This window comes from Mucilaginibacter sp. UYP27, assembly GCF_040547175.1.
Lineage (GTDB): Bacteria > Bacteroidota > Bacteroidia > Sphingobacteriales > Sphingobacteriaceae > Mucilaginibacter.
Window position 1 is genome coordinate 1,641,273 of the sequence record NZ_JBEPPE010000001.1, and the last position, 14,408, is coordinate 1,655,680.

A 14,408-nucleotide genomic window follows, 5' to 3' on the forward strand; every position below is an offset into this window, starting at 1 on the left:
ATCCCCATAGCTATCCGGAGTACAAAAATATGGGTGAATTATTTCACGGTAGGTGAAAATATGCCCTTGCAAACCTCGAAATGTTCACGTTCACGGCCATGAACGCAAGGGTTTATGTTGGAGGGTCTTATAATCAAGTAGTTAAAAAAATACGGCAACTGACAAAATAACGCCACCATGAGTATCAGATATTTTAATACTTAAAATATTAAACAACCAGTTTCGAATAATTAAAGAAGAAAGGGACGGGAATGGGGCGTTGGGAATTACGCCTCGTCAGGGGTGGGGGCTACAATATTACCGAGATGCGCTTATTTACAGATTCGGTACCAACTACTATCCTCACAAAGTAAAAACCGCGGGTTAATTTATTGGAAACATTGTAGGTATTGCTTTGATCGCCAAACTCCACCCGTTGCGATTGCAGGGTAAGTACGTTGTTGCCAAGGATATCCATTACGTTTACATTAACAAATGCACTGCGGGATACGGTATATTTTACGTTGATAATATCACTTACCGGGATAGGGTAAACCTGCACGTTAGTAAGCAATTTATCATCGGGGCGGGCAAGGTTTATCTTTGCTGTCGAAACCGCGTTTGGCTTTAACGGTGGCAAAGCTAAGTGCAGGCCATTTTTTAGATAAGATGTTTTGGCGGATTTGTTTTTAAGGGCACGAAGGTAAGAAGTATCACTTTTTTGGGCATTAACCCCTCTTGCAAGCGCAAAATTCACAGCTATTGCCATCGCAATTACGGTGAACCAGGAATTAAGATAAGTAGATTTTCGACCCATAATATTATAAACTTCACAAAAGTATAAATAAAGCGCTCACTAAATGATAATGTAACGAATATTTAAATAGTTTTAACAAATTTTAACAAAATAAGGTTTTGTTAGTTATTGTAATTATAAGACTTATACGTTTATAGATAGTTTAAGTTGTAATGGTTTTTTTTAATAGTTTTGTATCTTTTTAAAATATAGTGTCAAATCATAAAGATCTGCAGAAACTATCAGCCGCTGGGCTGCTTATTAGTTTAGGAATAATCTACGGTGATATAGGTACATCACCCCTATACGTGTTTAAAGCTATCATTGGCTCCGAACATTCAAGCAATTCGCAACCCATATCGCAAGTTTTGGTACTGGGAGGTGTTTCCCTCATCTTTTGGACGCTTACGCTCCAAACTACGCTTAAATATGTTATAATAACCCTCCGGGCTGATAATAAAGGGGAGGGTGGTATATTTTCGCTATTCTCGTTAGTGCGCCGTAAAGCCAAATGGCTTATTGTGCCGGCCGTTATTGGGGGGTGTGCCTTGCTTGCCGATGGTATCATTACCCCGCCAATTACCATTTCATCGGCTATTGAGGGTTTACAAACGTATTATCCGCATTTGCCCACGGTGCAAATAGTGATAGCAATTATTGCAGGGCTGTTTATTATACAGCAGTTTGGTACATCGCTGGTGGGTAAGGCATTTGGGCCAATCATGTTCATCTGGTTTACCATGATGGGGGTTTTGGGTATATCGTTCGTTGTGCAAATGCCATCTATTTTAAAGGCGTTAAACCCTTATTACGCATATCAGTTGCTTGCGTCAGATTATAACGCTTTCATTATTTTGGGAGCGGTTTTCCTGTGTACTACGGGTGCCGAGGCCTTATATTCAGATCTTGGGCACTGTGGCCGCGATAATATCCGCATCAGCTGGATCTATGTAAAAACCTGTTTGGTGTTAAACTACCTTGGGCAGGCCGCATGGCTTTTACAGCGCGAGGGACAGGTAATTAACCTGAACGTGAACAACCCGTTCTACAAAATAATGCCCGAGTGGTTCCTGATATTTGGTATAGGTATAGCCACCATTGCCGCGGTTATTGCCAGTCAGGCCTTAATATCAGGGTCTTTCACGCTGATAGCCGAGGCCGTTAGGCTAAACTTGTGGCCCAAAGTGCGCATCAATTACCCATCCGAGCAAAAAGGACAATTATATGTGCCAAGCGTTAACTGGTTGCTATGCGCAGGCTGTATCGGCGTTGTAATATTGTTCCAGCATTCGGCACGGATGGAGGCTGCTTACGGCTTAAGTATTACTGTAGCCATGTTAATGACCACCATTTTAGTATCTAAATTTCTGCAACGGAAGAAACTGCCTACCTATATTATAGGGTCGTTCCTGTTGGTTTATTTGGTTATTGAGGGAACTTTCCTGTTAGGTAACCTGGTTAAATTTATACATGGTGGTTGGTTTACCTTATCCATTGGCCTCGTACTGTTTATCATTATGTGGACATGGCACGACGCCCGCAAGATCAAGAACCGTTATGTTAAGTTTATTGAGATAGATGATTATTTCAACATCATCAAAGAAATGAGCGAAGACGAAAGCGTACCAAAATATGCTTCGCAACTGGTGTATTTAACCAGCGCCAACTTTAACTCTGAGGTGGAATCTAAGATCATTTATTCCATTTTGCAAAAGCAACCTAAACGCGCCGATGTTTACTGGCTGGTGCACGTTGATGTGGTGGACGAACCTTACAAAAGCGAATACGAGGTTGACTTCCTGGTACCGGGTAAGCTTATCCGGATAGATTTTAAACTTGGATTCAGGGTTGAGCAGCAAATAAACCTATTGTTCCGCAAGGTGGTTGAGGACCTAGTTAAGAATGGTGAAGTTGACATCATCAGTACCTACAAATCGCTAAACAAACATAAAATTGTGGGCGACTTTAGGTTTGTAGTGATTGAGAAAGTATTATCTCGCTCTCATAACTTATCGTTCTACGAAAAGGTAGTGATGTTCTTATACGGTCAGCTAAAAAGGATCAGTCTGTCGGAAGAGCGCAACTTTGGCCTGGACCTAAGCTTTGTAACGGTAGAGAAAGTGCCGTTGATGCTTACCTCGCCGGAGAGTGTTAAGATAGAGCGCATCATGCCACAATAAGTATCATCAAAATAATTTGAAAGGCTGCCTTAGAAATAAGGCAGCCTTTTTTCGTTTTTAAAGTGATTTGCCATGCCGAGAAAATCGATGTGATGGACTGCGCGGTGGCATGGAGGGGTTATGTCCCCTCGGGGTCTCTCGCAGAGGACCCTGAGAATGTACGAAATTGCAGCGGAGGGTGCTTTTCAAGAAACTCTGCGACTACGAAAAAAAGTGATTTGTCATGCTGAACAATAGTGAAGCATCTGCTCGCCGCCATATTGCCTACTTGTAGGTTGTAGATCAGATCCTTCGCTATCGCTCAGGATGACAAGTAGCCAAACAAAAAATGCCGGCGTTTCCACCGGCATTAAAATATTACAGCAACAATGCCTACCTCGGCAGGTCAGCATTCTCTGGTTTACCCATTACGCTGTGCTTGTAGCCATAGGTAAAGTAAATAACCAGGCCAATTATAAGCCAGGCAAGGAAACGGATCCAACTTTCATACTCCAATTCGGCCATTAGGTAAAAGCAGCTTAAAAGCCCTAATACAGGTATTAGCGATAGTTTTTTAACAAAGGCAAGCACTGTTAAAGTTGTAGATAATACGATGAATAAAAAGTATGGGAACTTTTGGTGCAGTTCTGTACCGCTAAATAAGTTTATGATATTGTTCCTGAAAAAATAGACACCTATTATAAACAACACAGGTACTATAAATTGCGAATTGACGTATGGTAGATGAAACCTGCCTTTAACGGCAGCCTCGCGCGGTAATAAAAGCACGCCGCCACATACAAGTACAAATGCAAACAGGGTGCCTATGCTGGTAAGGTTGGTAACCTCGGTAAGGTTAAGGAACAATGCCGGGATAGCTACCACAAAACCGGTAACGATAGTAGCGAATGATGGTGTGCGATATTTTGGGTGGATACGCGAAAACGCTTTCGGCAACAAACCATCGCGGCTCATGCTCATCCAAATGCGGGGTTGGCCCAGCTGGAAGATCAACAACACACTGGCGGTAGCAACAACCGCGCTGATGGAGATCACATAGCTGATGTTTTTTAAACCAACCTTAGCAAATACGAATGCTAACGGATCGCCAACCCTAAGATCTTTATAGCTCACCATGCCCGTTAACACCAGGGCTATTAATATGTATAACACGGTACAGATCACTAAAGAATAAATCATGCCGCGGGGCAGATCTTTTTGAGGGTTCTGGCATTCTTCGGCAGTGGTAGATATGGCATCAAAACCAATGTAAGCAAAAAATACCCCCGATACACCTTTCATAACACCGCTAAAACCGTTTGGTAAAAATGGGTGCCAGTTGGCAGGTGTAACATAAAAAAAGCCTATCACAATAACCGCTATCACAATGGCGATCTTTAAATAAACCATGGCATTGGTAGCCTTTTTAGTTTCGCGGATGCCGATATAAACCAGGTAAGTAATCGCGAATACAATAGCCAGGGCGGGGATATTAGCTATTAATTTGATGTTATTGCCAAACCCCGGGGCAGTTGCCCATGCCGATGCTGCAATGCGCATCCGGTCGGTAATATCTGCAATGTGGCCGCTTGCGGTAAGTTCCTGGATCTTCTCATGCGCGGTAAAGGCAGAAAAGTAGTCCATTGTCAAAAACGTAGGCATGTGTATATTGAAACCTTCTAACAGGTTCACAAAATACTCGCTCCAGGAAATGGCTACAGCTATGTTGCCTATAGCATATTCCATCAACAGGTCCCAGCCTATTATCCAGGCGATAAGTTCACCAAAAGAAGCATATGCGTAGGTGTATGCGCTGCCCGCAACGGGTATGCGCGATGCAAATTCTGCGTAACAAAGCGCCGAAAAGCCGCAGGTAATAGCTGTAATAACGAATAGGATGCTCACACCAGGCCCACCTTGGAACGAGGCTTCGCCGATAGTAGAGAAGATGCCGGCGCCAACAACGGCGGCTATCCCCATCAGGGTTAAATCCTTAACATTTAGCGCTTTTTCGAGTTGGGAGGCGGTGCCCGGGTGTTCGCTGTCGCTGAAACCGCTGGCTACATCGGCCAAAATTTTAGAAACAGATTTTCTTCGAAATATACTCTTCGACATGTATTTTAATCAGTTTAGTCTTTCCAAACCAAACATAGCCATTTTTTTGCATTGAAAAACTATATGCTTACTTTGTGCCGATGAATGCAGGCGCAAAAGACGTTTTACACCGAATACGATACCTTTTTATCCCTTATATCGTCGTTTTGTGTGCCTGTCTTGTCATCAAATTATTGTTCAGCCGCTCGCAGATCTTCTTCGCAGTTAACGGCATCCATACGGATTTCCTGGACAGCATAGAACCCTATATTACCTATATTGGGGATGGTTTTGTTGTGATAATAATATCGTTGCTTTTAGCACTTTGGAATTATAGGGTATCATTTTTAGTGCTAACCAGTTATGCTGTAACAGCGCTAACGGCACAGGTATTAAAATTTAGTTTTGACATGCCGAGGCCACGCATTTACTTTGAAGATCAATTAGAAAAGATCCACTTTGTTAAAGGGCTGTATGTTTTAGCGGTACACAGTTTCCCATCCGGACATACGGTAACCGCTTTTTCGGCAGCGGTGGTAATTACTTATTTAAGTAAAAATAAAACCTGGGGCTTGTTACTATTTTTTGTAGCAGTAATGGTTGGCTACTCGCGTATGTACCTGAGCCAGCATTTTTTTGAGGACGTAACCGTTGGCTCAATGGTGGGTGTTTTTATAACGATGGCGTGGCTAAGCTTTATCGACCGTAAAAAATTTATAAACACCCCCCGTTGGGATAGGGGGCTGCTTACAAGATCTTAGATTATGCTTCTTCGCGTTGTTTCTTTTTGCGGCGCATTAGTATTACCACAATTATGATGATTAGCGGAATACCTCCATACAATGCATATTTAACAGCCGGCGATAAGCCCTTAGCCATTGATAAATATTGATCGGTACGTTTTAACTCCGGGGATACTTTAATGGAACCGGAGTATGCTTTGTACTCTTCTTTAACTACATCTTTCCTTAGCTCCTCGTAGTAGTATTCAAAAGTGTAGGTAACGTCCTGGGTGTAAATAACAATAAAGTTACGCTCCTGCAGGCCTGCGCCCAGGTCGGTTTCAAGGGTAAATGTTTTTGCTTTTAAATGACCTATAAGCGTATCGCGCACGTTTTGGGTGCTGCCGTCTGCCTGGCCTTTTATGCCTTTAATATAGTCTTGAAGCACCTTGTTTAGGTCGCGTTCTTTTTTAAGTGGTTTGTTATTATCTGCGTTTGGCGCGCGGATAACTACCATATAACCAAAGGAGCCGTTACCCGTATATATGGATTGGCCGAGGGTGTCTTTCTTGGTGTATTTCTCCGGTAAGGAAATAGTAACAAGGCTATCTATTTTAACCGGTTTTAAAGGGATCTGTGCAAAAGCGGCAGTTGCCGTCAATATAAGGCTAAATATTACAAGTATCTTTTTCATAGATGGTTAAACTTAAAAAACACATATAAGTTTTAAAATCTATCTAAACACCTAATTTATAGGTTATTTCCCGGGACGTTATTACCCTTAAAACCCGCGCCCTATTGTATTGCTGCAACAAAATGGGGCAACTATTATAAATGATATTCGCTATGAAAATAGTTGCAAAAAATAAGTAGCTATGGTTTACAAAAGCAAAGGCAGCAGTAAGCAGAAAGAAGATAAAGCACATGAAATGGTACCGCTCATACATTACAATAGTACGCTGGTATTGGGTTGCATGCGCCCGGTTTTTGATGAGTTTGTACCGAGGATTTTTTCTGCGGGAGATGCGATTGGCAAATTCACCATTCTGTACCCACTTGCGGATAAACCTTACGCCCAAACCCTCGTAGAATTTAGGATTTTTACTCAGTTGCAATACCCTGGCGGGAACAACCAAGCTTAAAACACTGATGAATATAAGCACATACAACAACTGCATGGCACCTGCCCCCCACCAAAACGCGATGACCGGGATAAAACAGATGATAGTCCAGAAGAAGTTGATGGCTTGGTTCATATTAAAAGAGCCTCCCGGTTAACGGGAGGCTCTTGCTTTTTAAATTTTATCCATTTCGGCTTTTACAAATTCGGCCAGTTCTTTAACATAGCCCGCGCTAAAATCAAACTTGATGCCGGCGGTTTCGTAAATTTCGGTGATGGTTTTGGTGTAACCCAGTTTCAAGGCATCCATGTATTGCTGCAGGCCTTTCTCCGGGTTTTCCTTGTAGTTTTTCCAAACAGCTATCGCGCCAAGTTGGGCCATACCATATTCAATGTAATAAAAAGGCACTTCGAATATGTGCAGCTGTTTTTGCCACAGGTTTTGCTCTGCCTGCGGGTGTTCGCTCCAATCGGCGAAGCCTGCGCCAAACGGCTCATAGATCTTTAACCAGGCCTCGGTGCGTTCGGCATCGGTATGATCCGGGTTGGTATAGATCCAATGCTGAAACTGGTCTACCACGGCTACCCACGGCAGGGTCTTTAATACATCAAAAAGCTGGTCGCGTTTGGCGCGTTTCAGGTCTTCCTCGTTATCAAAAAACACATCCCAATTGTCCATCGATATCAACTCCATCGACATAGAGGCCAGTTCGGCAACCTCGCTCGGGCAATGTTTAAAGTCATTCAACTCCAGGTCGGCAGTTAGGAAGGTATGTACCGCGTGGCCACCTTCGTGCACCATGGTGGTTAAATCGCGGAAGGTATTTGCCGAATTCATGAAAATGAAAGGCGCGCCCGTTTCAGATAGCGGATAATTGTAACCGCCCGGCGCCTTGCCTTTTCGGCTTTCCACATCAAACAGGTTATTGTCTTTCATGATCTCTAAACGCTCACCCAAATAGCGGTTAATGTTGCTGAAACACTGGATAGATTTTTCTACCAGTTCGGCGCCGCTGTTAAATGGTTTCAACGCAGGCTTGCCCGATATATCAACATCCATGTCCCAGGGCTTTAATGCATCAAGGCCTAAAGCTACCTGGCGTTTTTCAGCTTGTTCGCGCAGGATGGGTACTATTTCGGTTTCGATAGCCGCATGGAAGGCATAACAGTCCTGCGGGGTGTAATCAAAACGGCCAAGAGCCTGGAACATATAATCCCTAAAGTTTTCGAACCCTGCGTTCAAAGCTACCTTATGGCGAAGCGCGCGTAAGTGATCGAACAAGGTATCCAACACTGTTTTTTCTTGCAGGCGGCGGGCAGTTATCTTCTGCCAAACTTCCTGGCGCTTACTGCGGTCGGTATCTTTCAGGAAAACGGAGGCTTGCTCTAAGGTATATTCTTTTTCGCCGATATGCACGCTCATGGCGCCGGTTATCGACTGGTATTTTTGCTGCTCCACCTGGATCTCGGTTTGCAACGGAATATTCTCCTCACGGAAAAGCTCCAGTGATTTTTTAACCGCGCGCAGCATAATGTAGAATTTCTCTTCGCTCAGTTGGTCCACAAACTCACTCTCAACCAGTTTTTTGTTAAGGTCGTTATTGTAGGGCGCGGTTTTGGGCTCAATTTCGGTAGCAAAGTACTGGAAGCTTGCCAGAAGTTCTTCGTTAGTGGTATCGCAGGTCATGCGGATATAGCGCCATGCAAAATCCTCTTCGAGGGCGGCTTGCAGTTCGCTGCCATCTTTAAGCCATTGCTCCAGTTCCTCAACAGAAGCAATAGGGCGGTTAAGCAGTTCTTTGTATATCGGTTCCAGCGTTTCCCATTTTATTTCAAGGTCGGCCGGGATGTATGTACGGGTTTTTTTATGGATCATATAATTGATGTGCAGATATGCAGATATGCAAATGTGCAGATTATTTGGGAGGATGGAAAGATTTGAAACGAGGAAAACAAGAAAGATTAGAGGGAACAGACAGAAGAACCAATTATCGAATTTTACTCACCCCGCAGCACTTCGTGCGCGACCCTCTCTGTTGCGCAAAGAGGGTAGAAAATAAAAAAAATGAAGAAAGAAGGAAACCCCCTCTTTGCGTAGCAGAGAGGGGGTATGGGTGAGTCAACTCGCAAAGCGAAAAGGCTATTCCGGTTTATAAATCGTCCGCGCTACTTCACTTATCCCATCCTCGTAACTGGTTGGCTTAAAATTGAAAGCTTTTTCAAATTTGCCCGAGTCAAAAATGTAATCATGATCACTTTGGTAATACATCTCTATCGTGCCGGCGATGAGTTTGTCAAATAATCCCAAGATCCAAAGCATAAATTTGCGCACGCGCATAAATTTTGGTTTAACGCCGTAGATGCGTGCGGCAAGTTCTAAAAACTGCTGTCCCTTCATTACCGGCGATGTTGGCAGGTGCCAGATCTGGTTATCGCTTTCGGGGTGCTGGCCCAGCAGGTACATGGCGCGGCCGGCATCGGGTATGTATATAAAGCTGTGCAATTTGTTTGGGTCGCCCATCCATTGCGCGGTTTGCTTTTTGGCGTATTTAGATAGTACCATCATATCTAAAAAAGCATTGGTGCTGGTGGTGCCATAAAAATCGGGCGCGCGGGCAATGGTGGCATTGAGGGTGCCAGCCTTAACTTCATTCATAATAGTATTGGCTATAGCAGCACGTACTTTACCTTTTTCGCTAAGCGGATGGTAAGGCGTATCCTCTTTCATTGGCCCGTTAACTAACCCGTACATATACACGTTATCAAAAAATATCAGCCTCGCGTTATTCTCTTTGGTAACGTTGATCACGTTTTGGATGATGACGGGCCATTGTTGGCGCCAGATCTCGGCATCATAAACCAAGCCCGCGCATAGGTAAATAATGGTTGAGCCCTGTGCCGCTTCCTGCACCTGCTTATAGTCGAGCAGATCTGCCTTGCGCCAGGTGAGGTTGTTGCCATTTATATCTACGGGGCGGCGACTAACCAACCTTACGTTTTCGTTATGGTTTAAAAGTTCGTGCGTTAGCGCGTTTGCTACCGGCCCGCCGGCTCCTAATATTGTGTGCATAATGTTTTAGTTTTTAGTATAGTACAAATGTACTGTAACCTTGAAAATCAAAACGTTAACAAAAGATAAGAAAATTAGTGATTAGAGATTAGTTCGCTTGTAGTAGAGTCTACTCACCCGGTCATTGCTTCGCTCGACCACCCTCTCTTCGCTGCGCGTAAAGCGGGTTAAAAACTATCATTTCTTACCCTCTTTGCGAAGCAGAGAGGGTCGACCAGCGTCGCGTAGTCGGGGTGAGTAAATTGCGTTAGGGTTGGCTAAAGAAACGGCCATGAATTATCTCCCCTCTACCAATATCCTTCTCCTGATCCTCGAAAGCGACACAGGCGTGATGCCTAAAAAGTTGGCGACGTAATGCTGCGGCATGCGCTGTAAAACATCCTTGCCGGTTTTTAATAGTTTCAGGTAGCGTTCTTCGGGCGTTTCGGTTAAGAAGGAAGTTACGCGGTCTTCATAGCACATCAGGTAATGCTCGGCTACCAAGCGGCCAAAGCGTTCCATTTTATAGGCCAGCATCGGGTTATTGAGCATGGCATCCATATTTTTCCTGTTGATAAGGATGATGGTGCTGGGCTCTAACGCTTGTATATAATTGATGGCAGGCTCGCCGGTTAAGAAGCTTTTGTAAGAACTTGCCAGTTCATTCTCGAAACTGAAGTAACCGGTAATATCGTTCCCGTCTATAACATTGTAATACCGTACAGATCCGCTGAGGATAAAACCAAAATAGTTACAAACCGTGCCGGCTTCTACAAAATGCTGTTTCTTTTTGTAGCTGGCTACCTGTAAATGTTGGATAAATACGATCCACTCGGCCTCGTTAAAGGTAACATAAGGCGTAATACGCTCGCGAAACTGGTTCAACTGTGCCTGTGTTAGCGCATCCATACCCTATCCATTAAAAAGAAGGCAGCGAATACCACGCTGGCGATGCCGTTTGTGGTCATAAAGGCGAAAGTTACACGGCTCAGGTCGTTTGGTTTTACAAGGGTGTGCTGATAGATAAGCATGGCGCAAAAGAAAACGATACCGATATAATACAGTAAACCTACATGTGGTATGGTAAATATTGGCATCAGCACAAACGCAGCCGAAAATACGTGCAATACAGATGATAACCTTAAAGCATTTACCTTACCCAACCAAGCAGGGATAGAATGTAGCTTTTGGTCGCGGTCGAAATCTTCGTCCTGCAAGGCGTAGATAATATCGAACCCGCTTACCCAGCAAAGTACAGATAATGAAAAGAAAATAGGTGTTAGCGCAAATGCGCCAGTCACAACCAAATAAGCGCCGATAGGGGCAAGCGACAAGCCCAACCCCAATACCATATGGCAAAGCGCGGTGAACCGTTTAGTAGCGCTGTAACCCAGTACCACCATCAATGCAATTGGCGACAGGTAAAAACACAGCGGGTTTATAAACCATGTGGTTAAGATAAACAAACCACAGTTTACCAAAGTAAAGGTAAGCGCTGCAGCAGGACTTATCCTCCCCGCCGGGATATCGCGCTGTTTGGTGCGCGGGTTTTTAGCGTCGATGTTCCGGTCCAGATAGCGGTTAAACGCCATAGCCGAGTTACGGGCAAATACCATACATAATAGCATCATCACCAGTTTTTGCCACTCAAATTTATGGTCGGTAGTGGTAACTGCCAAAAAAAAGCCGATAAAGGCAAATGGCATGGCAAATATGGTATGCGTAAAGGTTACGAGAGAGAAATATTTTTTCATTGTTTAACTTCAGTTCCCCTCTTGAGAGGGGTTAGGGGTGTGTTCTAAAATTAGCTTACTAACATATCATCAATGTTAGCAGAAGTTGTTATTTGTTTGCAGCCCTACAAATAGGAAACTGGAAATTTTAAAATTCGTTTTTATCGGTGTGGTCTAAAATATAATGTTCAATTGTTCTTATCACATTAACCATATCTTTTCTTACCTCCATCTCTGTAAAACGAATTGTGGTTAAATCATATTCTGAAAGTTCTGTTTCTCTTAACAAATCTGATTTATATTGCTCTTCATTATCATGATAGCGGCCATCAATTTCAATTATCAAATTTAGTTCATAACAATAAAAATCTACTATAAAATTTAACAGCGGTTTTTGCCTTTGAAAATCGAAACCATATAGTTGTTTGTTTCTTAATTCTTTCCAAAGTAATACTTCTCTCAACGTGCTGTCGTTACGGAGGTCACGTGCTAATTGTTTAAGTTTAGGATTGTATGGTATAATTTGTCGCCTCATTAACACACCCCTAACCCCTCTCAAGAGGGGAACAAAAATTATTTATAGTGTTCTTCGTCAAATTCGGGCACTTCAAAGCTATTGTTGATGTTAGCAATAAAGCCTAAAATCTCGTCGCGGCCGGTATGCAGCTCTGATGAAGTTACAAAGTGCTGCGGTGCTTCTTCAAAAAAGTCAAGCATCGCCTTGCGGAACTTGGCTACATTTTGGTCTGTTTTAAGGTTGCTTTGTTTATCGGCCTTGGTAAATGTCAAAACAAAAGGCAAGCCTTTTTCGCCAAGCCAGCTGCAAAATTCAAGGTCTATTTTTTGGGGCTCGAGGCGGCTATCTATCAAAACCATTACGCATTGCAGGCTTTCGCGCTTATTAAGATAATTTTGAATGAATTTATTCCAGTCGGCTTTTTTTGATTTAGATGCACGGGCGTAACCATAACCGGGTAAATCTACAATGTACCAGGTTTCGTTTACTAAAAAGTGGTTGATAAGCTGTGTTTTACCGGGGGTTTGCGATGTTTTTGCCAGGCCTTTTTTTTGCACCAGCATATTTATTAACGACGATTTACCAACGTTACTGCGGCCGATGAAAGCATATTCGGGCTTTAGCGGTTGTGGCAGTTTAGATACCTGGGTATTGCTGCAAATAAAGTCGGCAGATTTTATGATCATACTGCAAAGGTAGGGTATTATGTTGAAACGTTGTAAAGTGGAAATGTTAGTGCAGGCTTAAAGTAAATGTTTAAACATCTTTTTACTTGCTCTTGATAAAAACAACCTTATAACCGTGTAACTTTACGACATAACAATTAAGACTATGAACGATTATAAGATCCCGACCCAAACCCGCATTGGCCACGTGCATTTAAAAGTAAGCGATATTCAAAAGTCCATGGCTTTTTACTGCGATCTGCTCGGTTTCGAATTAGTGACGATGTACGGCGACCAGGCCGCCTTTATTTCGGCAGGTGGTTACCATCACCATATCGGGCTGAATACCTGGCATAGCAAAGGGGCTTCGCCCGCGCCGGAGTATGCGCCGGGACTATACCACACCGCTATTTTATACCCCGAGCGTAAGGACCTTGCCGAAATATTACAGCGCCTTATAGATGCCAAATATCCGCTCACCGGGGCTTCTGATCACGGCGTGTCTGAAGCGATTTATATGAACGACCCGGATGGTAACGGTGTTGAACTATACTGGGACAGGCCTAAAGACCATTGGCCTACCGACGAGCATGGAAACCTTACCATGTACACAAATCAGTTGGATATCCCCGGTTTGTTGGGCTTATTAAAATAACTACTCGTTAAGCATATATTTATCTACACCGATGGCAGGTTTCCACTTGCTGCCGGGCTCATAATATTGCCACAACAGGGCCGATATTTTTTTGATGAGCAACGAGGCCTCATTATCTGCCACCCAGCGCTGGTCCTTATTGTTTTTGGTGATGATGGAAAATACATAATCGCCATGCGGGGCATTCACCAAAACGGTTTCGCTTTTTGAGGCATCCACCGCCCCTTGTTTAGATAGCGTTTGCACATACGGCGGGATCTGTGACAATGCGGTATTATCCCAAAAGATACGGTTAAGCATCCGGCTCATGCGCTCGCTGGCAGCCGGGCTAACTACCTTGCCCTGCCGTATCATGGTAAACAGTCGGCACATTTCTCGGGGCGTGGTAACGCCCCATCCATACTTTTCCCAAACGGCTCGCCGTGCGGGGATGCGCGAGTTTACCCGCGTTACTTTAAAACCATTCGCATCCAGCCAGTTATTAATATACTCGCCGCCCACCAGTTTTTGCAGCCACACACTCGCGGTATTATCGCTCATGGTGATCATCAGCAGGGCAACCTTGCTAACCTGTATGGTATCTTTATCCTTAAACGAACCGAGGAGATCTTCGCCGGCATACAATAACGAATCGCGGTAAACCAATTTTTGGTTGTACTGCATTTCGCCCTTCTCTATCTTATCCATCAACCCGCTTAAAATACTTACCTTGATCATACTGGCGGTAGGGAACAGTGTATCAGCATTTATTTGGGCCGTTTTACCCGTTTTTAAATTATGCACGTAGATGCCAACATCACCGTTAAAACCATTGGTAGCCGATTTTAATAGGGAAGTAAGTTTGGTGTCCGTTTGGGCAAAGGTGGTTAGGGTGGAAAGGAGTAGGGATAAGGATAGAAGATATTTCATGGGTGATGAT

At 43.7% G+C, this 14,408-nt stretch carries 14 protein-coding genes; 3 read left to right on the plus strand and 11 right to left on the minus strand.

From position 1 onward, the window contains the following. Positions 1 to 289 precede the first annotated feature (289 nt). Positions 290 to 748 (minus strand): T9SS type A sorting domain-containing protein, encoded by a 459-nt coding sequence (locus tag ABIB39_RS07230; protein ID WP_354428572.1) that lies wholly within the window; start codon positions 746 to 748, stop codon positions 290 to 292. 239 nt (positions 749 to 987) lie between these two features. On the opposite strand from ABIB39_RS07230, the gene ABIB39_RS07235 reads away from it, so the two are divergent. Beyond that, positions 988 to 2,955: a KUP/HAK/KT family potassium transporter gene (locus tag ABIB39_RS07235; RefSeq protein WP_354428574.1), complete on the plus strand. Its 1,968-nt coding sequence runs from the start codon at positions 988 to 990 to the stop codon at positions 2,953 to 2,955. 372 nt (positions 2,956 to 3,327) lie between these two features. On the opposite strand, the gene ABIB39_RS07240 is transcribed toward ABIB39_RS07235, so the two are convergent. Next, positions 3,328 to 5,049 carry an amino acid permease gene (locus ABIB39_RS07240; protein WP_354428576.1) on the minus strand — a complete coding sequence of 574 codons (1,722 nt, stop codon included), beginning with the start codon at positions 5,047 to 5,049 and terminating at the stop codon, positions 3,328 to 3,330. A gap of 80 nt (positions 5,050 to 5,129) precedes the next feature. Between ABIB39_RS07240 and ABIB39_RS07245 the strand changes: the two genes are divergently transcribed. Continuing rightward, positions 5,130 to 5,789: a phosphatase PAP2 family protein gene (locus tag ABIB39_RS07245; RefSeq protein ID WP_354428578.1), complete on the plus strand. Its 660-nt coding sequence runs from the start codon at positions 5,130 to 5,132 to the stop codon at positions 5,787 to 5,789. 1 nt (position 5,790) lies between these two features. Here the strand turns inward: ABIB39_RS07245 and ABIB39_RS07250 are convergent, their stop codons facing one another. The 8 genes from ABIB39_RS07250 to yihA form a co-directional block, all read right to left on the minus strand. After that, a complete protein-coding gene (locus ABIB39_RS07250; protein WP_354428580.1) occupies positions 5,791 to 6,444 on the minus strand; it encodes a GGIII-like transmembrane region-containing protein in 654 nt (217 codons plus the stop codon). Between the two features lie 43 nt (positions 6,445 to 6,487). Beyond that, a complete protein-coding gene (locus ABIB39_RS07255; RefSeq protein ID WP_354428581.1) occupies positions 6,488 to 7,006 on the minus strand; it encodes a glycosyl-4,4'-diaponeurosporenoate acyltransferase CrtO family protein in 519 nt (172 codons plus the stop codon). Between the two features lie 39 nt (positions 7,007 to 7,045). Continuing rightward, complete coding sequence (locus ABIB39_RS07260) at positions 7,046 to 8,746, minus strand: M3 family oligoendopeptidase (protein ID WP_354428583.1); 1,701 nt, start codon at positions 8,744 to 8,746, stop codon at positions 7,046 to 7,048. 264 nt (positions 8,747 to 9,010) lie between these two features. After that, the gene (locus ABIB39_RS07265) at positions 9,011 to 9,940 is read right to left on the minus strand and encodes an NAD-dependent epimerase/dehydratase family protein (RefSeq protein WP_354428585.1); all 930 of its coding nucleotides are present in this window, start codon (positions 9,938 to 9,940) and stop codon (positions 9,011 to 9,013) included. 276 nt (positions 9,941 to 10,216) lie between these two features. After that, positions 10,217 to 10,828: a Crp/Fnr family transcriptional regulator gene (locus ABIB39_RS07270; protein ID WP_354428587.1), complete on the minus strand. Its 612-nt coding sequence runs from the start codon at positions 10,826 to 10,828 to the stop codon at positions 10,217 to 10,219. Continuing rightward, entirely contained in the window at positions 10,816 to 11,673 is an 858-nt protein-coding gene (locus ABIB39_RS07275; RefSeq protein ID WP_354428589.1) for a UbiA-like polyprenyltransferase, read from the minus strand. The genes ABIB39_RS07270 and ABIB39_RS07275 overlap by 13 nt, the downstream gene beginning before the upstream one ends. 127 nt (positions 11,674 to 11,800) lie before the next feature. Further along, positions 11,801 to 12,187 (minus strand): endonuclease domain-containing protein, encoded by a 387-nt coding sequence (locus ABIB39_RS07280; protein ID WP_354428590.1) that lies wholly within the window; start codon positions 12,185 to 12,187, stop codon positions 11,801 to 11,803. A 38-nt stretch (positions 12,188 to 12,225) separates the two neighbouring features. After that, positions 12,226 to 12,855 (minus strand): ribosome biogenesis GTP-binding protein YihA/YsxC, encoded by a 630-nt coding sequence (gene yihA / locus ABIB39_RS07285; RefSeq protein ID WP_354428591.1) that lies wholly within the window; start codon positions 12,853 to 12,855, stop codon positions 12,226 to 12,228. A gap of 145 nt (positions 12,856 to 13,000) precedes the next feature. Between yihA and ABIB39_RS07290 the strand changes: the two genes are divergently transcribed. After that, positions 13,001 to 13,489, plus strand: a complete 489-nt coding sequence (locus ABIB39_RS07290) for a VOC family protein (RefSeq protein WP_354428593.1) — start codon at positions 13,001 to 13,003, stop codon at positions 13,487 to 13,489. Here ABIB39_RS07290 and ABIB39_RS07295 read toward each other — a convergent pair whose 3' ends face one another. After that, on the minus strand, positions 13,490 to 14,398 hold the full coding sequence (locus ABIB39_RS07295; RefSeq protein ID WP_354428594.1) for a serine hydrolase: 909 nt from the start codon (positions 14,396 to 14,398) through the stop codon (positions 13,490 to 13,492). Positions 14,399 to 14,408 lie beyond the last annotated feature (10 nt).